General features: G+C 64.6%; 22 protein-coding genes. 17 read left to right on the top strand and 5 right to left on the bottom strand.

The genetic code is table 11. The features are described from left to right. The first annotated feature begins 2 nt into the window (after nt 1-2). From JQ611_RS24315 to JQ611_RS24255, 13 genes are read left to right on the top strand one after another with little or no spacing between them, the layout of a single operon-like run. Entirely contained in the window at nt 3-836 is an 834-nt protein-coding gene (locus JQ611_RS24315; RefSeq protein ID WP_212385826.1) for a phosphoenolpyruvate hydrolase family protein, read from the top strand. A gap of 39 nt (nt 837-875) precedes the next feature. Continuing rightward, nucleotides 876-3,752: a flotillin family protein gene (locus JQ611_RS24310; protein WP_212466809.1), complete on the top strand. Its 2,877-nt coding sequence runs from the start codon at nt 876-878 to the stop codon at nt 3,750-3,752. Nucleotides 3,753-3,756: 4 nt separating this feature from the next. Further along, on the top strand, nt 3,757-4,194 hold the full coding sequence (locus tag JQ611_RS24305; RefSeq protein ID WP_212413190.1) for an SRPBCC family protein: 438 nt from the start codon (nt 3,757-3,759) through the stop codon (nt 4,192-4,194). Nucleotides 4,195-4,196: 2 nt separating this feature from the next. Further along, nucleotides 4,197-4,640, top strand: a complete 444-nt coding sequence (locus tag JQ611_RS24300) for an SRPBCC family protein (protein WP_212466808.1) — start codon at nt 4,197-4,199, stop codon at nt 4,638-4,640. An 8-nt stretch (nt 4,641-4,648) separates the two neighbouring features. Then, nucleotides 4,649-5,473, top strand: a complete 825-nt coding sequence (locus JQ611_RS24295; RefSeq protein WP_212466807.1) for a xanthine dehydrogenase family protein subunit M — start codon at nt 4,649-4,651, stop codon at nt 5,471-5,473. An 11-nt stretch (nt 5,474-5,484) separates the two neighbouring features. Then, nucleotides 5,485-5,967: a (2Fe-2S)-binding protein gene (locus tag JQ611_RS24290; protein ID WP_192740553.1), complete on the top strand. Its 483-nt coding sequence runs from the start codon at nt 5,485-5,487 to the stop codon at nt 5,965-5,967. Nucleotides 5,968-5,977: 10 nt separating this feature from the next. Next, nucleotides 5,978-7,657: a molybdopterin cofactor-binding domain-containing protein gene (locus JQ611_RS24285; RefSeq protein ID WP_249133413.1), complete on the top strand. Its 1,680-nt coding sequence runs from the start codon at nt 5,978-5,980 to the stop codon at nt 7,655-7,657. A gap of 1 nt (nt 7,658) precedes the next feature. Then, the gene (locus JQ611_RS24280) at nt 7,659-8,684 is read left to right on the top strand and encodes a xanthine dehydrogenase family protein molybdopterin-binding subunit (RefSeq protein ID WP_409411295.1); all 1,026 of its coding nucleotides are present in this window, start codon (nt 7,659-7,661) and stop codon (nt 8,682-8,684) included. An 11-nt stretch (nt 8,685-8,695) separates the two neighbouring features. Further along, on the top strand, nt 8,696-9,577 hold the full coding sequence (locus JQ611_RS24275; protein ID WP_212264190.1) for a MoxR family ATPase: 882 nt from the start codon (nt 8,696-8,698) through the stop codon (nt 9,575-9,577). Then, nucleotides 9,574-10,692, top strand: coding sequence for a VWA domain-containing protein (locus JQ611_RS24270; protein ID WP_212466806.1), 1,119 nt, complete (start codon nt 9,574-9,576; stop codon nt 10,690-10,692). Before JQ611_RS24275 ends, JQ611_RS24270 begins: the two co-directional genes overlap by 4 nt. Next, nucleotides 10,689-11,588 carry an amidohydrolase gene (locus JQ611_RS24265; RefSeq protein WP_212264188.1) on the top strand — a complete coding sequence of 300 codons (900 nt, stop codon included), beginning with the start codon at nt 10,689-10,691 and terminating at the stop codon, nt 11,586-11,588. The genes JQ611_RS24270 and JQ611_RS24265 overlap by 4 nt, the downstream gene beginning before the upstream one ends. A 40-nt stretch (nt 11,589-11,628) precedes the next feature. Further along, complete coding sequence (locus JQ611_RS24260; protein ID WP_212385832.1) at nt 11,629-12,477, top strand: MBL fold metallo-hydrolase; 849 nt, start codon at nt 11,629-11,631, stop codon at nt 12,475-12,477. Between the two features lie 22 nt (nt 12,478-12,499). Continuing rightward, the gene (locus JQ611_RS24255) at nt 12,500-14,107 is read left to right on the top strand and encodes an isochorismatase family protein (protein ID WP_212264187.1); all 1,608 of its coding nucleotides are present in this window, start codon (nt 12,500-12,502) and stop codon (nt 14,105-14,107) included. Between the two features lie 125 nt (nt 14,108-14,232). Here JQ611_RS24255 and JQ611_RS24250 read toward each other — a convergent pair whose 3' ends face one another. The 4 genes from JQ611_RS24250 to JQ611_RS24235 all read right to left on the bottom strand — a co-directional run bounded on the left by JQ611_RS24250 (nt 14,233) and on the right by JQ611_RS24235 (nt 16,949). Further along, nucleotides 14,233-14,592: a DoxX family protein gene (locus JQ611_RS24250; protein WP_212264186.1), complete on the bottom strand. Its 360-nt coding sequence runs from the start codon at nt 14,590-14,592 to the stop codon at nt 14,233-14,235. Nucleotides 14,593-14,626: 34 nt separating this feature from the next. Further along, nucleotides 14,627-14,866, bottom strand: coding sequence for a hypothetical protein (locus JQ611_RS24245; protein ID WP_212264185.1), 240 nt, complete (start codon nt 14,864-14,866; stop codon nt 14,627-14,629). 243 nt (nt 14,867-15,109) lie between these two features. Next, nucleotides 15,110-15,652, bottom strand: coding sequence for a PepSY domain-containing protein (locus tag JQ611_RS24240; protein ID WP_249133412.1), 543 nt, complete (start codon nt 15,650-15,652; stop codon nt 15,110-15,112). Between the two features lie 124 nt (nt 15,653-15,776). Next, nucleotides 15,777-16,949: a patatin-like phospholipase family protein gene (locus JQ611_RS24235; protein ID WP_409363252.1), complete on the bottom strand. Its 1,173-nt coding sequence runs from the start codon at nt 16,947-16,949 to the stop codon at nt 15,777-15,779. Between the two features lie 347 nt (nt 16,950-17,296). Between JQ611_RS24235 and JQ611_RS43060 the strand changes: the two genes are divergently transcribed. The 3 genes from JQ611_RS43060 (at nt 17,297) to dinB (ending at nt 20,244) form a co-directional block, all read left to right on the top strand. After that, on the top strand, nt 17,297-17,755 hold the full coding sequence (locus JQ611_RS43060; RefSeq protein ID WP_409411294.1) for a TetR family transcriptional regulator: 459 nt from the start codon (nt 17,297-17,299) through the stop codon (nt 17,753-17,755). Continuing rightward, on the top strand, nt 17,689-18,888 hold the full coding sequence (locus JQ611_RS24225; RefSeq protein WP_212466805.1) for an adenylate/guanylate cyclase domain-containing protein: 1,200 nt from the start codon (nt 17,689-17,691) through the stop codon (nt 18,886-18,888). The genes JQ611_RS43060 and JQ611_RS24225 overlap by 67 nt, the downstream gene beginning before the upstream one ends. Nucleotides 18,889-18,996: 108 nt before the next feature. Continuing rightward, a complete protein-coding gene (gene dinB / locus JQ611_RS24220) occupies nt 18,997-20,244 on the top strand; it encodes a DNA polymerase IV (protein ID WP_212466804.1) in 1,248 nt (415 codons plus the stop codon). Between the two features lie 66 nt (nt 20,245-20,310). Here dinB and JQ611_RS24215 read toward each other — a convergent pair whose 3' ends face one another. Then, on the bottom strand, nt 20,311-20,685 hold the full coding sequence (locus JQ611_RS24215; RefSeq protein ID WP_212466803.1) for a helix-turn-helix domain-containing protein: 375 nt from the start codon (nt 20,683-20,685) through the stop codon (nt 20,311-20,313). 158 nt (nt 20,686-20,843) lie between these two features. Here JQ611_RS24215 and JQ611_RS24210 point away from each other — a divergent pair, with 158 nt between their 5' ends. Further along, on the top strand, nt 20,844-21,770 hold the full coding sequence (locus JQ611_RS24210; protein WP_212466802.1) for a DMT family transporter: 927 nt from the start codon (nt 20,844-20,846) through the stop codon (nt 21,768-21,770). Nucleotides 21,771-21,776: the final 6 nt, after the last annotated feature.

Raw genomic sequence — 21,776 nt, 5'->3', positions numbered from 1 at the left:
GCATGGCAGCGATCGATCGGCAGGCTCTTCTCTCCAGGTTTCACGACATGATCGCGCGCGGCGAGCCCATCGTTGGCGGCGGCGCCGGCACAGGCCTGTCGGCCAAATGCGAGGAAGCCGGCGGTATCGACCTGATCGTGATCTACAATTCCGGCCGTTTCCGGATGGCCGGGCGCGGTTCGCTGTCCGGCCTGATGCCGTATGGCGACGCCAATGCGATCGTGATGGAGATGGCCGCGGAGGTGCTGCCGGTCGTGAAGAAAACTCCGGTGCTGGCCGGCGTCTGCGCCACCGATCCGTTCCGCAGCATGGAGCGCTTTCTCGACGAGGTGAAAGCCGCCGGGTTCTCCGGCGTGCAGAACTTTCCGACGGTCGGACTGATCGACGGCAGCTTTCGCATCGGGTTGGAGGAAACCGGCATGTCCTACGCGCTCGAAGTCGAGATGATCGCGTTGGCCGGCGCCAAGGGCCTGTTGACGACGCCCTATGTGTTCTCGGCCGACGATGCCGCAGCGATGGCGGGCGCGGGGGCTGACATCATTGTCTGCCATTTCGGCTTGACCGCCGGCGGCGCGATCGGGGCACAAACCGCACTGAAGCTCGAGGATGTTCCGGCCATGCTGGACACCTGGGCGGCGGCGGCGCTCGCGGTGAAGCCCGATGCGATCATCCTCGTGCATGGCGGCCCGGTCGCAGAACCTTCGGACGCCGAATTCGTGATCAAGAACTCGCGGCATTGCCATGGCTTCTACGGCGCCTCCTCGATGGAGCGGCTGCCGGTCGAAGTCGCGATCCGCGAGCAGACCCGGAAATTCAAGGCCATCAGCCGCAGCTGAACGGACCATGCGACAGCACTTTGTAGAGGGAGAACAGATATGTCAGGCCAGCTGATCGGAGCGCTCATTCTCTGGCTGATCGTCGCGATCATCGTGATCGCGATCGTCGTCTATCTGGTGAACTGGCTCTACCGCCGCTCGTCGAAGGAGGCGGCGTTCGTCCGTACCGGTCTTGCCGGCGAGAAAGTGGTGATCGATGCCGGCGCCTTCGTGCTGCCGTTCATCCATGACATCACACCGGTCAACATGAACGTGCTGCAGATGCGGGTGCATCGCGGCCAGGACGGCGCCATCATCACCCGCGACCGGATGCGGGTCGACATCGACGCCGACTTCTACGTCCGCGTCCGCGCCACCCCCGAGGCAGTGTCGCTCGCGGCCTCGACGCTTGGCCGGCGCACCATGCAGCCGGAGACGCTGCACGAGCTGTTGTCCGGCAAGTTCGTCTCGGCGATCCGTTCGGTCGCCTCCGAGATGACGATGGAGGACATGCATGAGCAGCGCGGGGTCTATCTCGCCAAGGTCAAGGAGGCAGCCGCCGAGGCGCTCGCCAAAAACGGACTCGAACTGGAATCGGTGGCTCTGACCAATCTCGACCAGACCGACCTGCAATATTTCAACGCCTCGAACCGCTTCGACGCCGAGGGCTTGACCCATCTGATCGAGCAGATCGAAGGCCGGCGCAAGGCACGCAACGACATCGAGCAGGATTCGATGATCAAGATCCGCTCGCGCAATCTCGAAGCGGAGAAGCAGTCGCTCGAGATCGAACGCGAGAGCGAGCTGGCGCGGCTGGAGCAGCAGCGCGACGTCGAGGTGCGCCGCGCCGTGCAGCGCGCGGAAATCGCCCGCGAGCGTGCGATGCGCGACACCGAAGCCGAGCAGGCCCAGATCACCGCGCGCGAGGAAATCGAGAAGTCGCGGATTGGCAATGAGCGCGCCATCAGCGAGGCGCGGATTGCCTCCGAGCGCGACGTCCGCCAGCGCGAGATCGAGCGCAGTCAGACCGTCGATCAGGCCGAGATCGCCGCGCGCGAGACGGTGGAGAAGGCACGGATTGCCAATGATCAGTTGATTAAGGAGACCCGCATCGCCGCCGACCGCGAGATCCGCGAGCGCGAAATCGAGCAGGTGCGGGCGCTGCAGGCTGCCGAAATCGCCGCCCGCGAATCCACCGAGCGCGCCCGGATCGCGCAGGAAGCGTCCGTCAGCACCGACCGGATCGCCAACGAACAGAGGATTTCGGGTCTCGACATCGCGAAGCGGCGTTCGATCGAGGAGGCCGACATCGCCGCGCGGCTCGCCACCGAAACCGCCGAAATCGCCCGCAACAGTGCCATCATCGCCAGTCGCCTCGCCGCGGAGGAAAAGCGGCTGGCGCGCGAGATCGTCCGCGACCGCACCGTCCAGCAGGAGACCATCGCTTCGAAGGAATTGGTGGAGTCCGCCCGCATCGTCCAGGAGGAACGGGTCCGGGCGCTGACCATTACCCGCAACCAGGCGATCGATGAGGCCGAGATCGCCGCCCTGCATGCAGTGGAAGCGGCGCGGATCGCCAACGAGAAGGAAATCGCGGCGCATCGCATCCTCGCCGAACAGGAAACTCGATCGCAGGAGATCGCGCGGACCCAGACACTCGAAGGTGCCGAAATCGCCGCCCGCGAGGCGACCGAGACCGCCCGCATCGCCTCTGATCTGGAAATCCGCAACCTCGACATCAACCGCGCCAAGGCGATCGAGACCGCCGAGATCAAGAAGCGCGACGCGGTCGAGGTCAGCCGCATCGAGGCTGAGCTTGCGATCGACAAGGGGCGGATCGCGGCGTCGAAGAGCCGCGAGGTGCTGCAGATCGATCAGAAGAAGACCATCGAGATCGCCGAGGAGGAACGCGTTATCGCGACCTCTGCGCGGAGGATCGAGCGGGTTGATTCCGACCGTGCGGTGCGCGCAGCCGAGATCAATGCGCGCCAAGAGGTCGAGAAGGTCGACATTACGCGCGAGCGCGAACTGGAGGTGGCGCGGCTGGAGCGCCGCAAGGCGCTCGAACAGCTCGATATCGCGCGCAACCAGGCACTGCAGGAATCCGAGATCGCCGCGCGCGAGGACATCGAACGTGCGCGCATCGCCTCCGAGCGCGGCCTCGACGAGGCTCGTGTCGGCCGCGACCTCGACCTGCGCAAGCTCGAGGTCGGTCGCGAGCGTGAGGTCGAGAGCGCGGTGATGGACAAGGCGATTGCGATCTTCGAGAAGTCGCTGCTGGAATCCGCAGCCCAGGTGAAAGCGGAGATGGCGAAGGCCAAGGCGGTGGAAGCCGAGGAGATCGTCAAGACGGTGCGCGAAAGCGAGAACGCCAAGCGCCGTGCCACGGTCGAAGTCATGCTGGCGAGGAAGAACGCCGACGAGAAGCGCATCGAGGCCGAGGCCCATGCGATCCGCGCTGCGGTCGATGCGGAAGCGCAGAAGCTGCTCTACGAGGCCGAGAACGCGCTCACCGACGAGGCCCGCTACGGCCTGTTCCGGCGCCGTCTGCTCGATCGGATCGAGGGCATCGTCCGCGAAAGTGTCAAGCCGATGGAGAAGATCGAAGGCATCCGCATCCTGCATGTCGATGGACTCGGCGGCATGGCCGGCAATGGCGGCGGCACCGCGCGCACGCCGACCGATGAGGTGATCGAGTCGGCGCTGCGCTACCGGGTGCAGGCGCCGCTGATCGATCAGGTGCTGAAGGAAATCGGGATCGAGGGCGGCAACCTCGCCAAGATGGGCGGGCTGATGCGCGAGGCCAGTGACATGCAGCGCGTCGGCAAGGAGGCCCAGCCGCCGAAGGCGAAGGACGACGGACCAGCCCCCGCAGGCGCGGGTCCCGGCGAGCGCAAGCCGTCGGGCCGGGGCGACAAAGGCAAGGGCAAGGAGTAATCGGATGGCCCGCGTCTACGTATCCAGTGTCATCAATGCGCCGGCGGCCAAGGTCTGGGCGCGCGTGCGCGACTTCAACGGCCTGCCGAACTGGCACCCCGGCATCGCGGAGAGCCGGATCGAGAACGGCGAGCCGGCCGACAAGGTCGGCTGCGTCAGGGCGTTCGCGCTGCGCAACGGCGACCGGCTGCGCGAAAAACTGCTCGGCCTGTCGGACTTCGACATGCTCTGCACCTATTCGATCCTGGATTCGCCGATGCCGCTGACCAACTACGTCGCCTCGCTGCGGCTGACGCCGGTCACCGACCAGGACCGCACCTTCATCGAATGGAGCGCCGATTTCGACTGCGCGCCGGAACTGGAAGCAGAGCTGGTCGGTGGCGTCGGCGGCAATGTGTTCCAGACCGGTTTCGACGCGCTCAACCGCGCCTTTGGAGCCTGAACATGCCGCGGGTGGTTCGCAGCACCATCATCGACGCGCCGGTCGAGCGGCTGTGGGCGGTGCTGCGCGACTTCAACGGTCATGAATCCTGGCATCCGATCGTTGCCAAGAGCACGATCGAGCGCGGCTATCCGTCCGACAAGATCGGCTGCGTCCGCCGCTTCACGATGCAGGACGGCGCCGAACTGCGCGAGCAACTGCTGGCGTTGTCGGATCTGGAAATGACCTTCAGCTATTGCCTGCTGGAGACGCCGATTCCGCTGTTCAACTACGTCGCCCATGTCCGGCTGCTGCCGGTCACCGACGGCAATCGCAGCTTCTGGCAATGGGAAGGCCGGTTCACCACGCCGGCCGGGCGCGAGACGGAGCTGGCCGACCTCGTGGCCAACGACGTCTATTCAAATGGCATCGCGGCGGTCCGCCAGCTGCCCGAACTCGCTAGTTAGGAAACGCCATGCCCGTCAACGTACGCATCGTGCAGGGGTTACAGGAAGCCGCTGAAATCCTGGCCAGCGACCGCGGCGCGCAGCTGCTCGGCGGCGGCACGCTGCTGGTGCGCGCCATCAACGAAGGTGTGATGACGGAGGGCACGTTGCTGCGCGCGCTTGATCCGGCGCTGCTGACGATGAACACCGGCGGTGCGCAGGTAGAACTTGGCGCCGGCGTCACCATGGCGATGGTGCTGGCCAACCGTGACCTGTCCTATCTGCACGCGGCGGCGCGCGGCATCGGCGGCCCCGCGGTGCGGACCACCGCGACCATCGGCGGCAATCTGTTCGCCGCGACGCCCTATGGCGATTTCACCACCGCGCTGCTGGCGCTCGACGCCGTGGTCACGCTGCATGCCGGTTTCGGCGGCGCGCGGGTGATGCCGCTCGAGGAGATGCTGGCGAACCGGGCGCGGGGAGGGGTGGGACTGGTGGCCTCGGTCGGATTCAGCCGCCCGGCCGGCGCCGATGCGTTTCGTTTCGTCAAAGTCGCGCGCGTGCGGCCGAAGGGTGTTTCGGTGCTGTCGATCGCGGCGCATCTGCCGCAGAACGCCGGACGGATCAGCGGCGCGCGGGTCGCCTATGGCGCGATGGGGCCGACGCCGCTGCGCGCCAAGGCGGTCGAGCGCGTGCTGGAAGGCCGCACCCTGGATGCGGCCACCATTGCCGCGGCGAAGACCGCGGCGCTCGAGGGCACGCAGCCCGCGACCGATGCGATCGCGTCGGAATGGTATCGCCGCGAAGTATTGCCTGTGCATCTCGGCCGGCTGCTTGCCGGCGAGACATCCTGAAGGAACGCAGAATGGCCCGGATGCCTGTACAGTTTCGCCTCAACGGCTCTGATCGCGCGGTGTTCGTCGAGCCGGCGGAAACGCTGCTCGGCACGATAAGGCGCGGGCTTGGCGATTTCGCCCCGAAGTTCGGTTGCGGCCAGGGCACCTGCGGCGTCTGCACCGTGCTGGTCGATGGCGAGCCGCGACTGGGCTGCCTCACGCTCAGTGTCACCTGCGAGGGGCGATCGATCGAAACCGCGAGCGGGCTTGCCGACGGGCCGACCCTGCATCCGCTGCAGGCGGCTTTCATGGAGCATTTCGCCGCGCAATGCGGTTTCTGCACGCCGGGCATGCTGATGGCGGCGAAGGCGCTGCTCGACCGCAATCCGAACCCGACGCGGGTCGAAGTTGTCGAGGCGATCGCCGGCAATGTCTGCCGCTGCACCGGCTACGAGCCGATCATCAACGCCATCCTGGCCGCCGCGCAGCAGCGCGGCGTCCGCCGCGCCTGAGGAGATCCCGATGCTGGAGTTTCGCAAGGATCTGTTCGCCGACGAGCGTGACGACAATCTCAACGTGATCGGCAAGGGCGAGCAGCGCCAGGACATGCTGGGGCATGTCACCGGCCGCACCCGCTTCTTCGACGATCACGGCTTTGACGGCCTGCTGCATCTGAAGGTGGTGCGCTCGCCGCATCACCACGCCCGGATCCGGAGCATCGACGTGACAGCCGCGGAGCGCGCGCCTGGCGTCAAACGCGTGATCCGGGGGCAGGACGTTCCGCTCAACAAGAACACGCTGCTCAGCCTGATCGATTTCGGCAAGGACGACGAGCCGACGCTGGCGGTCGACAAGGTGCGCTACAAGGGCGAGCCGATCGTCGCCATCATTGCCGATAGCGAGGCGGAAGCCCTGGCCGCGGTCAAGCTGGTTCGGGTCAGTTATGATCCGCTGCCCACGGTGTTCGACGTGCAGGAGGCGCTGAAGCCGGGCGCGGTCGTCGTCAACGAGACCTATCCGGGAAACTATTTCGAGTATCACGACAAATACGACCATCAGAAACTGCGCTTCGGCGATGTCGAGGCGGCGTTCCGCACCGCCGATCACGTGCTTGAGGAGCGCTATCAGATGTCGCCGATCGAGCACGCCTCGACCGAGACCAACGGCACCATCGCCGCGCCCGAAACCAACAACCGTTACGTCGTGCATTCCTGCGCGCAGGGCCTGTTCTTCTCGCTTGGCACCACCGCCAAGATCCTTGCGCTGGAATCCAACCGGCTGCATTTCATCGGCGGCACCGTCGGCGGCGGCTTTGGCGGCAAGGTCGATTCGCTGACCGAGCCGCTGGCGGTGCTCGGCGCGATCCTCACCGGGCGGCCGGTCCGCTATGTGCTGGGGCGCGAGGAGGAGATGCAGTTCGCCTCGCCGCGCGGGGCCGAGCGGCACGTCATCAAGGACGGCGTAATGCGCGACGGCCGTATCGTCGCGCGGCAGATCACCTCCTATTTCGATGCCGGCGCCTACACGCGGCTGACCAGCTATGGCGTGGTCAAATGCGTCGCGCACATGCCGGGGCCCTACACGATCCCGAATGTGCGCGGCGACGCCTATTGCGTCTTCACCAACCGCGTGCCGGCCACCGCGATGCGCGGTTTCGGTGTCACCGGGGTGGACTTCTCGATCGAGGTGCAGATGGACAAGCTGGCGCATCTGGTCGGCATCGACCCGATGGAGTTCCGCATCCTCAACGCCTATCGCGACGGCGACATGAAGGCGCATCGCCGCGTCGCCCACAACACCGCGCTGATCGAATGCGTGCAGGTCGTGGCGGAGAAGGTGAACTGGCCGCTGAGCGAGACGGCGCGGCGCGCCTCGTCGCTGAGTGGTGGCGGCGGCGCGCGCGCGGCTATACCGCCGACCGTGACCGATGAGAGCGGCCGGATCGGCCGGCCGGAGACGCGGCAGGCGCCGCCGCAGCTGACGCCAGGCGCGGCGCCGCTTCCGGCCTATCAGCCTCCTCCTGCCGTGACCGTCTATCAGCCGCCACCGGCGCATCAGCCGGCAGCACCGCTGCCGAACTATCCATCGCAGCCGGCCGCCGCCGCGCCGCTGCCGGCTCCGGCCCCGCCGGTTCCCAACGCGCCGGCGACGCCCCAGCACGGCGCGGCGCGGTTCTCGTCAGTGTTCACACGGAGGCGTTGAGATGGCACGGCATCAGGGGCGCGGAATGGCCTCCATCAATTACCCGATCGGCATGAATCTCGGCGGCGATCCCAGTCAGGCGCTGGTCCATGCCAATCCGGACGGCAAATTCACCGTGGCGCTGTCGGCGATCGATCTCGGGCAGGGTATGAAGCAGGTCAGCCGGCAGATCGCGGCGGAAACGCTGGGTGTGCCGATTGAGGATGTCTATGTCGACACCGCCGACAGCGATACCGGTCCGCACGACATGGGCTCGTTCGCCTCGCGCGGAACGCATCGTGTCGGCAATGCGGTGATCGTCGCCGCAAAGGAAGCGCGGGGCGTGCTGCTGGAGGCGGCCGCCGAGGAGCTCGAGGTCAATGCCGACGACCTCGTCACTGACGGCAAGGGCAACATCCATGTCCGCGGTGCGGCGTCGAAATCGATCACCGTCAAGGCCGCGTCGCAGGCGGCGCAGTTCAAGCAGGGCAAGACGATCTCTGGCCGCGGCATCTTTCTGATCCCGCTCTCGACGGTCAATCCGGAGACCGGCGAGATGTCGCCGGTCACCGCCTATGCCCATGCCTGCCTGGTTGTCGATCTGGAAGTCTGCGACGAAACCGGCGACGTCATGGTCAACAAACTGACCAGCGCCTATGAACTCGGCCGCGCGCTCAATCCGAAAATGGTCGAGCAGCAACTGGTCGGCGGCGCCTGGATGGGCATGAGCCACGCGCTCTACGAGACGCCGGAGCCGTATTATCCAAACCCCGAACATGGCGGCCGTGACTACAACGAATATCTGATGCCCGGCCCCGGCGACATCGCGCCGCACGACATCACGGTGCTGGAGCGTCCGGCGCCGGACGGTCCGTTCGGTGCCAAGGGTCCCGGCGAGATGTGCGCCAATCCGGTGCTGCCGGCGGTCGCCAACGCGATCTTCAACGCCATCGGTGTGCGGATCGATACGCTGCCGATCACGCCGGAAAAAATCCTGCGTGCGCTGAAAGCGCAGGGCGGCGCGCGGCCGCAAGCCCGGCGCGCATAGGGGACATCGGGATGGCGGTGCGCGGAAGTGTCGGAGGGATCGATCGGCCGGAGAAACTGGCCGAGGCCCTGCGCGCGGCCTATTACCTCGCCGATGACGGCTTCGCCACGGCCGGCTATCTCGCGCTCGCGCTAGGCAAGCCGCTGCTGCTGGAAGGTGCGCCCGGTGTCGGCAAGACCGAGGCCGCCAAAGCGATCGCCGGGATCATGGGGCGGCAGCTGATCCGGCTGCAATGCTATGAGGGCATCGACGCCGCCGCCGCGCTGTATGAGTGGAACTACCCGCGCCAGATGCTCGCGATCCGTCAGGCCGGCGATGAGCCGATCGACATCTATCGTGACGATTTCCTGATCGAGCGGCCGATGCTGGCGGCGCTGCGCCGGCCGGAATCGACCGTGCTGCTGATCGACGAAATCGACCGCTCCGATCCGGAATTCGAGGCGTTCCTGCTCGAATTCCTGTCGGATTTCTCGATCTCGATTCCGGAGCGCGGCACGCTGCGCGCGCATGAACGCCCCGTGGTGATCCTGACTTCGAACCGCACCCGAGATCTGCACGAGGCATTGCGGCGCCGCTGCGTCTATCACTACATCGCCTATCCGGATCCGGAGCGCGAGGCGCGGATCATCATGATGCGCGCGTCCTCCGTCGCCGAGGCCACGGCACGCGCGATCGTGACGGCGGTCGGGCGGCTGCGGCAGGAGCCGCTGACCAAGCCGCCCGGCGTCGCCGAAGCGATCGACTGGGCGGAGGCGGCGACCCTGTTGGCGAAAACCGGCGCGCCGTGGCCGGCCGCGTTCCGCCGCGCGATCGGCGTGGCGCTGAAGGACGAGGAGGATCTCGCCTTCATCGCGCCGCGGCTCGACGCCATTATCGCGGAGATCGCGGCATGACGGTATCAGCTCTACCGCGCGCGGCGCGGCCGCTGCTCGATTTCATCGCGCTGCTGCGCCGCAACGGCTTTTCGGTCGCGCCGGAACAGGGTTTGGCTTTTCTGCGCGCGATCGAACTGCTCGGCCCGCGCGATATCGAGGACATCCGCCGCGCCGGCGTTGCCACGCTGGCGCCGCCGTTCGAGCGGCAGCCCGATTTCGACCTGCTGTTCGATATGCATTTTCTCGGCCTTGCCGGCGTGCTGTCGGATCAGGTCGCCGAAAGCGACGAGGAGATGGAGGTTCAGGACGATGGCGCCGGCTATGACGCGCCGCTGTCGGACGACATCAACGAAACCGGGCAGGCGGCGACCGCCAGCGAGGCGCTGTCGCGGCGCGCACTGCGGCCGGACGATGAAAGCCAGCAGCTGGCGCGTTTCAGCCGGCACCTGCCGGACCGGCTGCCGCGCCGCCGTGGCTATCGGATGCGTTCCACCAAGCGCGGCGGGGGCTTCGACCTGCAGCGCTCGCTGCGGGACTCCATCCGCACCGACGGCGAGGTGATCCGGCTGCGCCGCCGCGAACGCCAATTGCGGCCACGCGCCATCCTGCTGCTGATCGACGTGTCGGGCTCGATGAAGGCGCGCTCCGACGCGCATCTGCGTTTTGCCCATGCGCTGGTCAACGCCGCGCCCCGTGTCGAGGTGTTCACGTTCGGTACGCGGCTGACGCGGCTGACCCGTGCGCTGCGGCTGAAGAACCGCGAGCAGGCGCTTGCCGCCGCGGCGGACCTCGTGGCCGACTGGGACGGCGGCACGCGGATCGGCGACGCGCTGGCTGCCTTCCTCGCGGTGCCGCGTTTCGCCAGCTATGCCCGCGGCGCGCTGGTGCTGGTGCTGTCGGACGGGCTTGAGCGCGGCGATCCGGCGCAGATGATCCGTGCGGTCGGCCATCTCGCCGCGCGCGCCTGGCGGATCGACTGGCTGACGCCGCTTGCCGCCGCGGCCGATTATCGCCCGGAGACCGCTGCACTGCGCGCGGTTCTGCCGATGCTCGACAGCGTCGCCAATGGCGCGACCACGGAGCGGCTCTGCCGGCACGTTCTCGATCTCTCGCGACGGAGGGCCGCCCGATGAGTAAGCCTGCGTCTGGCTGCGTCGATGCGCATCATCACATCTGGCGGCAGCAGGATCTGCCCTGGCTGCTCGGTCCGATGCTGCCGCGAATCTTTGGCCCCTACGAGCCGATCCGCCGCGACTACACCATCGCGGAATATCTGGCGGATGTTGCCTCCGCCGGCGTCACGCGGTCGGTCTACGTGCAGGCGAACTGGGCGAAGGCGCGTTTCCTCGATGAGGTCCGCTACGTCACCGACGCCGCGCGGGAAACCGGCTGGCCGCACGCCATCGTCGCCTATGCGGATTTCACCGCCGAGGATGTGCGGCCTCAGCTGGAGCAGTTGGCGGCATTCCCGCTGGTGTGCGGCGTCAGGATGCAGCTGCACTGGCACGAAAATCCGCAATACCGTTTCGCATCGGGCCCGGATCTGGCGCGCGATCCCACGCTCCGGCGCAACATCGCGCGATTGAGCGAATATGGCTGGGCCTTCGATCTGCAGGTCTTCGCGCCGCAAATGGCTGGTGCAGCCGAGCTTGCCGATGCCTGTCCCGGCGTCAGCTTCGTCTTGCAGCACGCCGGCATGCTGGAGGATTTGTCGCCGGCCGGCCTTGAGGCCTGGCGCACCGGCATGGCGCTGCTGGCGCAACGGCCCAACGTCGTGGCGAAGCTGTCCGGCCTCGGCACCTTCCTGCATCGCAACGACCCGGCGCATATCGGTTTCGTGGTCGGTGAAACCGTGCGGCTGTTTGGCGCGGGCCGCTGCATGTTCGGTTCGAACTTTCCGATCGAAAAGCTCTGGACCCGCTACGAGGCGTTGTTCGAGGCCTATCGCGTGGCGACGCAGGTGCTGTCCGTCGCCGACCGTCAGGCGATCTTTCACGATACCGCCGCCGGCATTTACCGGCTGGCTTGATTTCAGAAAACAACGGGATTCAACGAGGGGAAACAATCACATGGCGCTCGAAATCAAGATCCTGGACTACGGCGACATTGAACTGGAATCCAGCTTTCTCGTGCTGGGGCGCGATTGCGGGCGCACCAGGCGGGTATACACTTACGGCTTCCTGATCCTCGGAGGTCCGTGGCCGATGGTGGTCGATACCGGCTATCGCCACAATCAGATCATGGAAAGCCTGGGCATGCGCGGGCTGCAGCACCATGAGAACATGATCGAGAACCAGCTCGCCAGGCATGGCGTGCGGATGGGTGATGTGCGTTACGTCATGCACACCCATCTCCACATCGACCATGCCGGTAAGGACGAGCTGTTCCCGATGAACACGACGGTGCTGCTGAACCGGCGCGAACTGGAATATTCGGTGTCGGGCCTGATGCATCCGCAATATCCGGCGCCTGACATCAAGCACCTGATCGACCGGCTGCACACCCGCCACGCGCTGCGGCTGGAAGATCTCGAACTGTCCGGCCCGATCGAGGTCTGCCCTGGTGTCACCGTCGATGCGGCGGGCGCTCACACCGAAGGCTCGATGAACATCCATGTCGAGACCGCCGAGGGCCGCGCCACCATATGCGGCGACGTGATCTATGATTTCAACGACCAGATCGTGAATCCTTTCCACGAACTGCATCACAATGAGCCCCGCACCACCGGCAACCACGGCAACACCAAGCGCGAGGAGAAGGCCGCGATCAAACGGCTGCTTTCCGGCTCGCGCTTCCTGCTGCCGGTGCATGACAAGCCCGCCAAGATCGAGCACGGCCAGGTCGTGGGACGGCTCGACATGGCGGTGCCGGGACCGATCGTGCAATCGCTGCCGTCACGCAATTGGTTTGCAGCGTGAGCGGCGGTTTCGGAGACCGGCGATGACCACGCATATCGCGCTGCGGCCATCCTTTGCCGAACTGATCGACCTGTGGGCGCCGGTACGGCAGGCCGGCACCGGATTCCAGTTCACGGAAGGTCCGGTCTGGCACCCGAAGGCGCATGATTTGCTGTTCTCCGACATGCCGGGCGACGTGCGCCGCCGTCTCGACGGGCAGGGCGTTCGCGAAGCGATGCGTCCATCCAACAAGTGCAACGGCATGACCTATGATGCCGGGCTGAACCTGATCGTCTGCGAGCACGCCACCTCCACGCTGGTGCGCGAACGCCCCGACGGCCGGCGCGAGATATTGGCGTCGCATTTCGACGGGCTGGAGCTGAATTCGCCGAACGACGTCTGCGTCAAGTCCGACGGTGCGATCTACTTTTCCGACCCGTGGTACGGCCGCATGCCGGTCTACGGCGTCGAACGGCCGCGTCAGCTCGGCTTCCAGGGCGTCTATCGCGTGCCGCCGCGCGGCGGCCCTCCGGAATTGCTGGTCGACCGCTATCTGTTCGATCAGCCGAACGGGCTGTGCTTTTCGCCGGGTGAGCAGCGGCTCTACGTCAACGATACCGTCAAGCATCTGATCCGCGTGTTCGACGTCGATGCCGGCGGAGGTCTTGGTAACGGGCGGGTGTTCGCCTCCAACATCGTCTCGGCCACCGAGCCTGGCGTGCCGGATGGGATGAAATGCGACGCGCTCGGCAATGTCTGGGTTTCGGCGCCGGGCGGGATCTGGGTCTATGCGCCGGACGGCAGATTGATCGGCAAGCTGCGCGTTCCCGAACTGGTCAGCAACCTGACCTGGGGCGGGCCGGATTGGCGCACGCTCTACATCACCGCGACGCATTCGGTCTATGCGGTGCCGGTGAAGGTCGGACCGCGCAACGAGCCCTATATGCGCGCCGGCCAGAACGCGCCGGCCGCAGCCCGGCCGGCACCGGCTCCGGTAGCCACGGTGGCCACGGTCAATCGGTCCGCAGCCCAGCTCGCCGAGCCGGGTTACGCGGTCGATCCGACGCGCTGCGCGCTGATCATTCAGGATATGCAGAACGACGTCGTGATGGACGGCGGCGCTTTTGAGTCGTCCGGCTCACCGGCGCATTGCCGCGAACAGAACGCCATCGCCAACGCGAAGCGGCTCGCGGAGGCCGCGCGTGCGCGCGGCGTCATGGTGATTCACGTTTGGTTCGTGGTGGAGCCGGGCGCGCCCGGCGTGACGGCGAATGCACCGCTGTTCGAGGGGTTGATCGACGCGAAAGCACTGGTGCGCGGCACCTGGGGTGCTGCGCCGGTGCCGGGGCTGGAGCCGCACGCCGGCGACCAGGTGGTGGAGAAGATGCGGATGAGCGCTTGGGAAGGGACAAGACTAGAGGCCATGCTGAAATCGGCTGGACGCGATTTCGTCATTGTCACCGGCGCTTGGACCAACATGTCGATCGAACATACCGCCCGCACTGGCGCGGACAAGGGATTCTACATGGTTGTGCCTGAGGATTGCTGCTCGACCATGAACGCCGAATGGCACATCGCCGCGGTGAACTACGCGATCCAGAACGTGGCGATGGTGACCCGCGCCGACGATCTGATTGCTGCATTGTCCTGATCATGGTCGAAAGGGTGTTGTCGGGCTGCTTGTAGTGTCTGTTCGTTTCGTTGCGACATGCCTCCAATATCGGTCCGGCGGCGTGATCCAACTTCGTCATGTCCTCACGTTCTATGGATTTGCGGTCATTGCTGCAGTGACCGCTTTGATCTGACCGTCAGAACAGCAACGAACGCGCAAACACCCAGGACGACCAAAGGGGGAACTGCATGCGCATATTCCCCATGGGATACAACGGTCCCCGCAGCGGCCAGCATGACGGCGCCGCCAAGCAGCGATCCGTAAAGGCGGAGAGGTTTGAGGATCAGCATGACGGTTGTCGTGCATTCGAGGAACGCGGTCAGATAATGAAAGTTCTCCGGATAGCCCCAGCGGGCATAGTCAGCGGCAATCTCCGTGCTGACGAAAGTATTGCCGAAAGCCCCGACCAAGAAGAACGCTGCAAGCAGCCAGACGACAACGTTTCCCCACAGATGTCCACGCATGGAAGGTGTCTTTCTTGCGCACAATTCAAGTCAGTTACAGATTGACGATGGACGTGCCGCGCTTTTCGGCGCGACGCTGGTTGAAGCGAATGCACGCGGCTTGCCACGCGCCAGCCGTCCGGCGAAGCCGCTCAGTGTAGGTCACGCGCACCACCGCGCCGTTCGATAACAGGCCAAGGACTTTCGACTCGGCTGATATCTCGTCCTTCGGGCCTTGCTGAAGGTACACATTCGTCGTGTGATGCGCGCTCGCGAGACCTTCCTGGCCCGCCATACCGCAGATAGCTTTCGACCGGTGCGAAGAATACGAAGGTCGCAATAGCGACGGTGCGAGGGAGGAAGGGAGAGGGCGCTTCCACTATGAATACTCCATTTGAGCGAATGCAAACTTCGATGATCTGGGCTGGCGCGAAGCGTGGGCGGTTTGTTCGTCCAACCCCTCCCGAGGCAGACACCAGGTTCGAATCCTGCCACTCCGACCATTAAATCAATGGCTTGCGCGACCTTTGAGCTGGAATCATCGCGATCCGTGGCGGGGGTTCGATGCCCGGCCTCTTGCTTGCGGAGGTTCGAGAACGACCTGCTTCAGATCGCTGCCGCCGCTCACCACGACGATGACGAAATTGAGTTTGCCATTGTCGTCCATCAGGCTTCCGCCAATGGCTCGTCCCGACGCTACCTGTTCCGCGATGATGACGGCGTCCGACAGCTCTTGCCGGACGGTCCGCAGCGCCATGACGTTGTTCCGGTCGTCCGGATTGAGGTCCTTTAGGTGTGACACCGTTTCTGCGCCGATCGTGTCGCCGGTTTTCGCATCGATCGCATGTTCCCAGAGACGGTTATCCTGGACGGTCTTCACGCGATAGACCGGGGAGCCCGACGCGCCATCGAAGCTGATATCCGCGGTTCTCGAACCGGCGTGCCGCTTTTCAGCGATTCCCATCGCCTGGCGCAGTGATAGCTGTGCTGCACGGAATGCCTCGAGCTCGCGGTTGACCGCCTCCTGGTGAATGCGCTCGCCCTCTGCGCCTTCCTCCTGAGCGGCCTGCGTGGCCGACAACGGGGGTATCGCAAACGGCGGAGCAAGCGCGAGGAGGGAGAAAAGGATGACCGCAAATCGTTGCTTGTTTGACATCGGCTGCCTTCGTTGTTTGCACGTGCCGGATTGAAAGTCGGGGCTGACATCAATCGCCGCTGGCGAGATGCCGCGTGGATGAGACGCCGGACATCGGCGCAGGTTCCAGTTCGTCCGGCGGAGGGGATACCGACCAGAGACGGTTGCCGCGCGCCCTGTCGTAACCGTACTGGAACAGCGAGCGCATATAGGCGGTGTCGAAGCCGGAGGTCGGCGAAGCCGGCTGATCGCCCTCGATGTAAGTCAGGTTGAATCCGAACTTGTTGCGGCGGGCGAAGATATAGGTGCTGTACAGAATAGAGCGGGTCTGGATTTTCGTCATCGTCGATGACGACCGCGCGGCGATTTCGACGGTGGCATTCCGAACCAGCTTGAATTCGCGGTCCACCTTGTTGTTGATCAGGATGTAGAGCTGCAGATTGTCCAGCTTGCCCGGCTTGGCATCGTGCAGCAGGTAGGCCTCCGGCAACGTCAGCACAGGCGCGGTCACGCCGCCATCGACGTGCATCTCCTCGAAACGCTTGCCGTTCGCTTCGGCGCTCACCAGCATCGGCGGAAACACCACGGGCAGGCTCGCCGATGCGGCGACGACGTCCCGGAACAGATTCAATGCTGCGGGCGTGTGGAGCGCGGCGATGCGTCCCATGTCCCAGATCGCGGTGCGCTGCGAATCGAGATTGGTCGTGACGACGAGCAGCCGCCGCCCCTTGGCGTGTTCGGCTGCGACCGCCGCGACGAAGTCGGCATCGATATATTTGGCCACCAGTTCGCGCAGCCGGGCGTTGCCGAACAGGCCCGCCCCGAAGATGGCATTGAACGGGTTCGGGGCGTCGAGCAGGCTCTCGGCGATGCCGCTGGTGTAGAGCTCGCGCAAGGTCGCGTCATGGCTGGGGCCGAGAAACGCGAATGGCGCGATGAGCGCGCCGGTGCTGACACCCGACACGATCGAGAACGAAGGACGCCTGCCGGTCTCGGTCCAGCCGATAAGCACACCGGCGCCATAGGCGCCGTCGGCCCCGCCACCGGATAACGCAAGGTAGGTGCGGGGTCCGCGCAGCATGGCCTGTGCGGGATATTGCCGGAACGTGGCGGCGGGCTCGTCGGCGTAGCGGCGCAAATCCGTCAGATCGAGCACGCGCGCGGAGGATGCATCCGCAACGCTATGCGGCGTCCTCGGCAGCGACGAACATCCGGCGGTGAGAAGGCTGAGCGCTGAAACCATGGCCAAGGCTACGAATGTCCGAAGACCGATGCAGTTCATGACATTTCCGGATTGGAAGTGAGCGCTCAGGGGCAACCCGCCGCGTATCGGGTGTCGCTTCGCCATTCGGCACGGCGGGATGCGGCGACCATTCGCTCCGTCAGGCGCCCGCGATTGCTGGACGGCCGCGGCTCTCGCTGCTCCGGCCTGGACCGGATTCCCTCGCACGCATCCGGACGCACCGCCGGCAACAGGGCCACTTTGACGCCATAAGACACATCCGAACCAATCAAGTGAGTAATCACTTACTAAAGTTGGCTGACTCGAAAGTCAACAGTGTATTGAAGGTATTTAGATACTCTACGTGAATGGGCGTTGAGATGAAGACGAAGGAACGGCCCGCCGACAGCGCAACGACCTGCCGCGATCCTCGATGTGGCCTTCGAGGAATTCGTCAGGAACGGCTACGAGGCGAGGACGTCGCCGCCCGCGCATCCGCAACCAAGGGGACGATCCATTTCTATTTCGAGACCAAGGAGCGCGTCTTCCACGAGATGATCCGGCACAGTCCCAAGGCGTCCTACCCGAACTGGAAGGCTATGCTCGGAGTGTTGCCGCCGCGTCCTCCCGCGCTGAACACGCGGCAACTATCGATCTCCCGAAAACGTGCATCCGGATTGCGGCGGACTGCATTGACGCTGTCGGATGGGGACACGACATATCCCGTACCGTCGATCCAGGTCACAACTCGGGAGCCAATATGGACGCGCCGCCGAATATCGATCCCGTTAGAGCGCATTCTGACGGCGACGTCGTGCACTGGCTGACAAACGGCACGCGCGATCAGCGCTTCATCGACAATATTTTCGGTGAGCTTTGTGTCCGGCTCCAGCATGCCGGCATTCCCGTCAAACGGGCGACGCTTCATATCCTGATCCACCATCCGCAATGGCTTGGCGCCCGGATCATGTGGGAAGACGGGATGCGCGAGGCCGAGATTGCGCGCGTTGACTACGATGTCCAGGAGCGATCCGAATATATCGGCAGTCCCGCCAACGAAATCCATGACGGTGTCACCGAGGTGCGCGAGAATCTCGAGCGCGATCCTGCGCTCGGCCGCAAGCACGCCGTCTATGACGAGATGCGGGCGAAAGGCCTGACCGATTATGTGGCGTGGCCGCTGTACCATACGCTCGGCAAGCGGCACATCGTGACCTTTGCAACCGACCGGCCAGGTGGTTTCGACGCCGCGCATATCGCCGCCCTGTTGAAACTGTTGCCGGTGCTGGCGCTGGTCAGCGAAATCCGGGTCAAGAACCGGCTCGCGCGAACGCTGCTGGAAACCTATGTCGGCTCGCACGCCGGCGAACTCATTCTGGCCGGCGCCACCAGGCGCGGAACCGGGACGACCGTTCGCGCCGCCATCATGATCTGCGACTTGCGTGATTTCACCCGGATCTCCGACAACTGGCCGCGCGATGACGTCATTGATCTCCTGAACGGCTATTTCGACGCGATGTCGGAGCCGATCGCGCGGCATGGCGGCGAAATACTGAAATTCATCGGCGACGGTCTGCTCGCCATTTTTCCGCTCAGCCAGCCCTCGGCCTGCGCAAACCTGCTGCATGCCGTGACTGAGGCCCGTCAGGCCATGACGGCGCTGAACGAAAAGAACAGCGAAACCGGCCGTGCGCCGCTGAACTACGGCATCGGTGTCCACGTCGGCGACGTCATGTACGGCAATATCGGGTCGCGCAGCCGGCTCGACTTCACGGTCATCGGTCCGGCCGTCAACATGGCGTCGCGTCTTGAAGCCCTCACCAAACAGTTAGGGAAAACGGTGCTGCTGTCTCGCGCGTTCGCCGACTCTGTTGAAAGCGATTTCGATCTCGAACGCGTCGGTGAACATCCGGTGCGCGGCTTCAATGACCCGATCGAGCTGTTTGCGTATCACGGCTGAATGCCGATGCATGTCCGCGCGTCTCCGATCGCTTGACACAAGGCGTTCTCGTTCTCATTATGTTCTCTCTGCGAGAACCTCGTCGAAACGTCATGGGCGAACGGTCGGATGGCAACGACAGCCACCATCCTCCATGCGGACCTGGATGCGTTCTATGCCTCGGTAGAGCAGCTGCTTGATCCATCGCTGCGCGGCAAACCCATTGCCGTCGGTGGTGGGGTTGTGCTTGCCGCGTCTTACGAAGCCAAGGCCTTCGGAGTCCGCGGCGGCATGCCGGGACGGCAAGCGTGCGAACTCTGTCCGCACCTCATTTTTGTCAGTGGGCATTTCAGGGAATACCAACGGCTGGGCGATGCCACCATCAAGGTGATCGGCGATTTCACGCCCCTCGTCGAGCGGATCTCCATCGACGAGGCCTTTGCCGACGTCGCGGGCTGCACCCATCTGTTCGGTCCGCCCGCCGAAATCGCAACGGCGATCCGCCAACGCGTGCGCGCGGAGCTCGGCCTTCCGATCTCGGTCGGTGTCGCGCGCACCAAGCATCTGGCGAAAATTGCTTCGCAAGTGGCCAAACCCGACGGGCTCGTCGTTGTCGATCCCGACACGGAGCTCAGATTCCTTCACCACCTGCCGGTCGAGCTGATGTGGGGCGTGGGTCCGGCGACGCGGACACGGCTGGCTGAAATCGACGAGCTCACGATCGGGCAGCTGGCAGCGACACCCGGATGTTCGCTCAAGCGGGTGCTTGGTTCCGCGGCAGGGACGAAACTTTCGGCGCTGGCGTGGAATCGTGATCCACGGGAAATCAAGACTCACCGCCGGGCTCGATCGGCAGGAGCGCAATCGGCGCTTGGCAGGAAACCCGCCGAACAGCGGGTTGTTCGATCCACCCTGCTTCACCTTGCTGACCGTATCGGCACCCGGCTCCGCGCCAAGTCCAGGCCTGGGCGGACGGTGACGGTCCGCGTTCGCTTCGCCAATCTGAATTCAGTCACGCGTTCGGTCACGCTCGACGCACCAATCTCCGCGACCCTGATTCTGGCCGAGGTCGCCGAGGATCTGGTGCGCGCTGTCCTCGCCGATCATCCTCACGAGAAAACCATCTCGCTCCTGGCGATTTCCGTGTCGCATCTCGGGGAGCAACGAAATGTGGAGCTCGAACTGCCGCTCGGACTTGGCGATGAAGCACGCCGCCCCGGCACCAAAAGAGGCATGGCACGTGGGGCGGCCGACCATGCGGTTGATAAAATCCGCGAACGCTTCGGATGGGATGCGATCGGCTACGGATCGGTGGCGCCGGGCGTCTCTTCTTCCGTTCCCGACGCGTTTCGCAAACTCGCCGAAAAGGACTTGTGAACTTCACCCTCAATACGAAAGCGTTGTCGGGAGCGATCCAGCGACAGATCGAACTTGCCGCGCGTTTTAAACCCCGGTTCGCGCTTTCCAGCTCTTGCCTGATTTCGGGTCGTAGCGCCCGCCACCGAGATGCTCGTGGCCCCAATTCATGATCTGCAGCAGGACGGGCTCCAGGCGCTTTCCTTCGTCGGTCAGCTGATAGGCGTATCGGACAGGGTTTTGCTGGTAGGGCTCGCGTTTCACCAGGCCCCATTCCGCAAGCCTCTTGAGCCGTTCGGACAGGATGTTCGAGGGGACCCGTTCAGCGCTGTCCTGCAGCGCCTGAAAGGTCTGCTTGCGGTGCCACATCAGGTCGCGAACGATGAGCAGGGTCCACTTGTCGCCCACGACCTCCAGCGCGCGCGCGATGGAGCATGTCGATCGGAAGTCATGTTTTGCCATGGCGAACGTGCCCGTGTTTCCAGCACCGGACCTGCCCGGAACGGTGTGCTTCGATAATTTATCAGACCGACTTGCATTTTTAAAGTGTCATGCTAGCGTAACTTTCGATTTGAAAGTGACTGGCTGGCAGCCGGGCGGCTGATCGAGGTGGCGACGTCATGAACAGGATTGTGCTCGCCCATGCCGCCGCGGCGGCAGCGGCCTTGATCGCAGGCGCTGCCGTCGTGGCCACGCGCTTCGTCATTGGGGAGATCGACCCGATCTCGCTGGTCTTCTACCGCTACCTGATCTCGATCGCCTGCTTTGCGCCGTTTCTGCTGGCGATGTGGCCGCGCGGCGGCCTTGCGCTATCCGAGTGTGCAAAGATCGCCGGGTTCGGAATTCTGTTCTTTGTGCTTTTTCCCTGGGCCTTCAATGCGTCGCTCCAGTACGTGCCGGCCGCGCGCGGCGCGGTTGGTCTGGCGACGATACCGATCCAGACCCTTATCGTCGCAGCTGCCTTTGGACGCGAGAAGCTGACAACCGCGAAGGTCGCAGGTGTCGTGCTGGCGTTTTCCGGTATCGCCGTGGCGTTTGGCACCGCTGCATTCGGGCGGGGAAATGCCGATTACGTGGTCGGAGACGGGTTGATGCTTCTTAGCGTGCTCTGCGCCGCCATCTACTCCGTGTTCAGCCGCGCAACCCTGATGCGCCACGGGCCGATTTTCGTGACGGCATTGGCGATGGTATTTGCCGTCGCTGTCTTGTTGCCGGTTGTCGGTCTCCAGCGAGGCAGCGTTGCTTTGCCGGCGATCAGTACAAAAGGATGGATCGCGGTGCTGTTCCTTGGAACCGTCGCCGGTGTTCTGCAGTTTTCACTGTTCATGTGGGCATTGCGCTGGCTGCCTCCAACGACGACCGTCTTGTATCTGACGCTCAATCCAATCACGGCGATGGCGCTGGGCATCGCGATGCTTGGCGAATCGCTGACGGTGGAGCTGGTCGCCGGTATGGCCCTCGTTCTCGTTGGGATCCTGGTTGGCACCGGTGTCGTCTCGGCCAACAGGAATTGGGCTCGGCAGACGTCATCGGGTCCAGCCCGCTAGAGCGCG

The organism is Bradyrhizobium sp. AUGA SZCCT0182 (assembly GCF_018130185.1).
Classification (GTDB): Bacteria; Pseudomonadota; Alphaproteobacteria; order Rhizobiales; family Xanthobacteraceae; genus Bradyrhizobium.
This window is presented reverse-complemented; position numbering and strand designations above follow the sequence as displayed.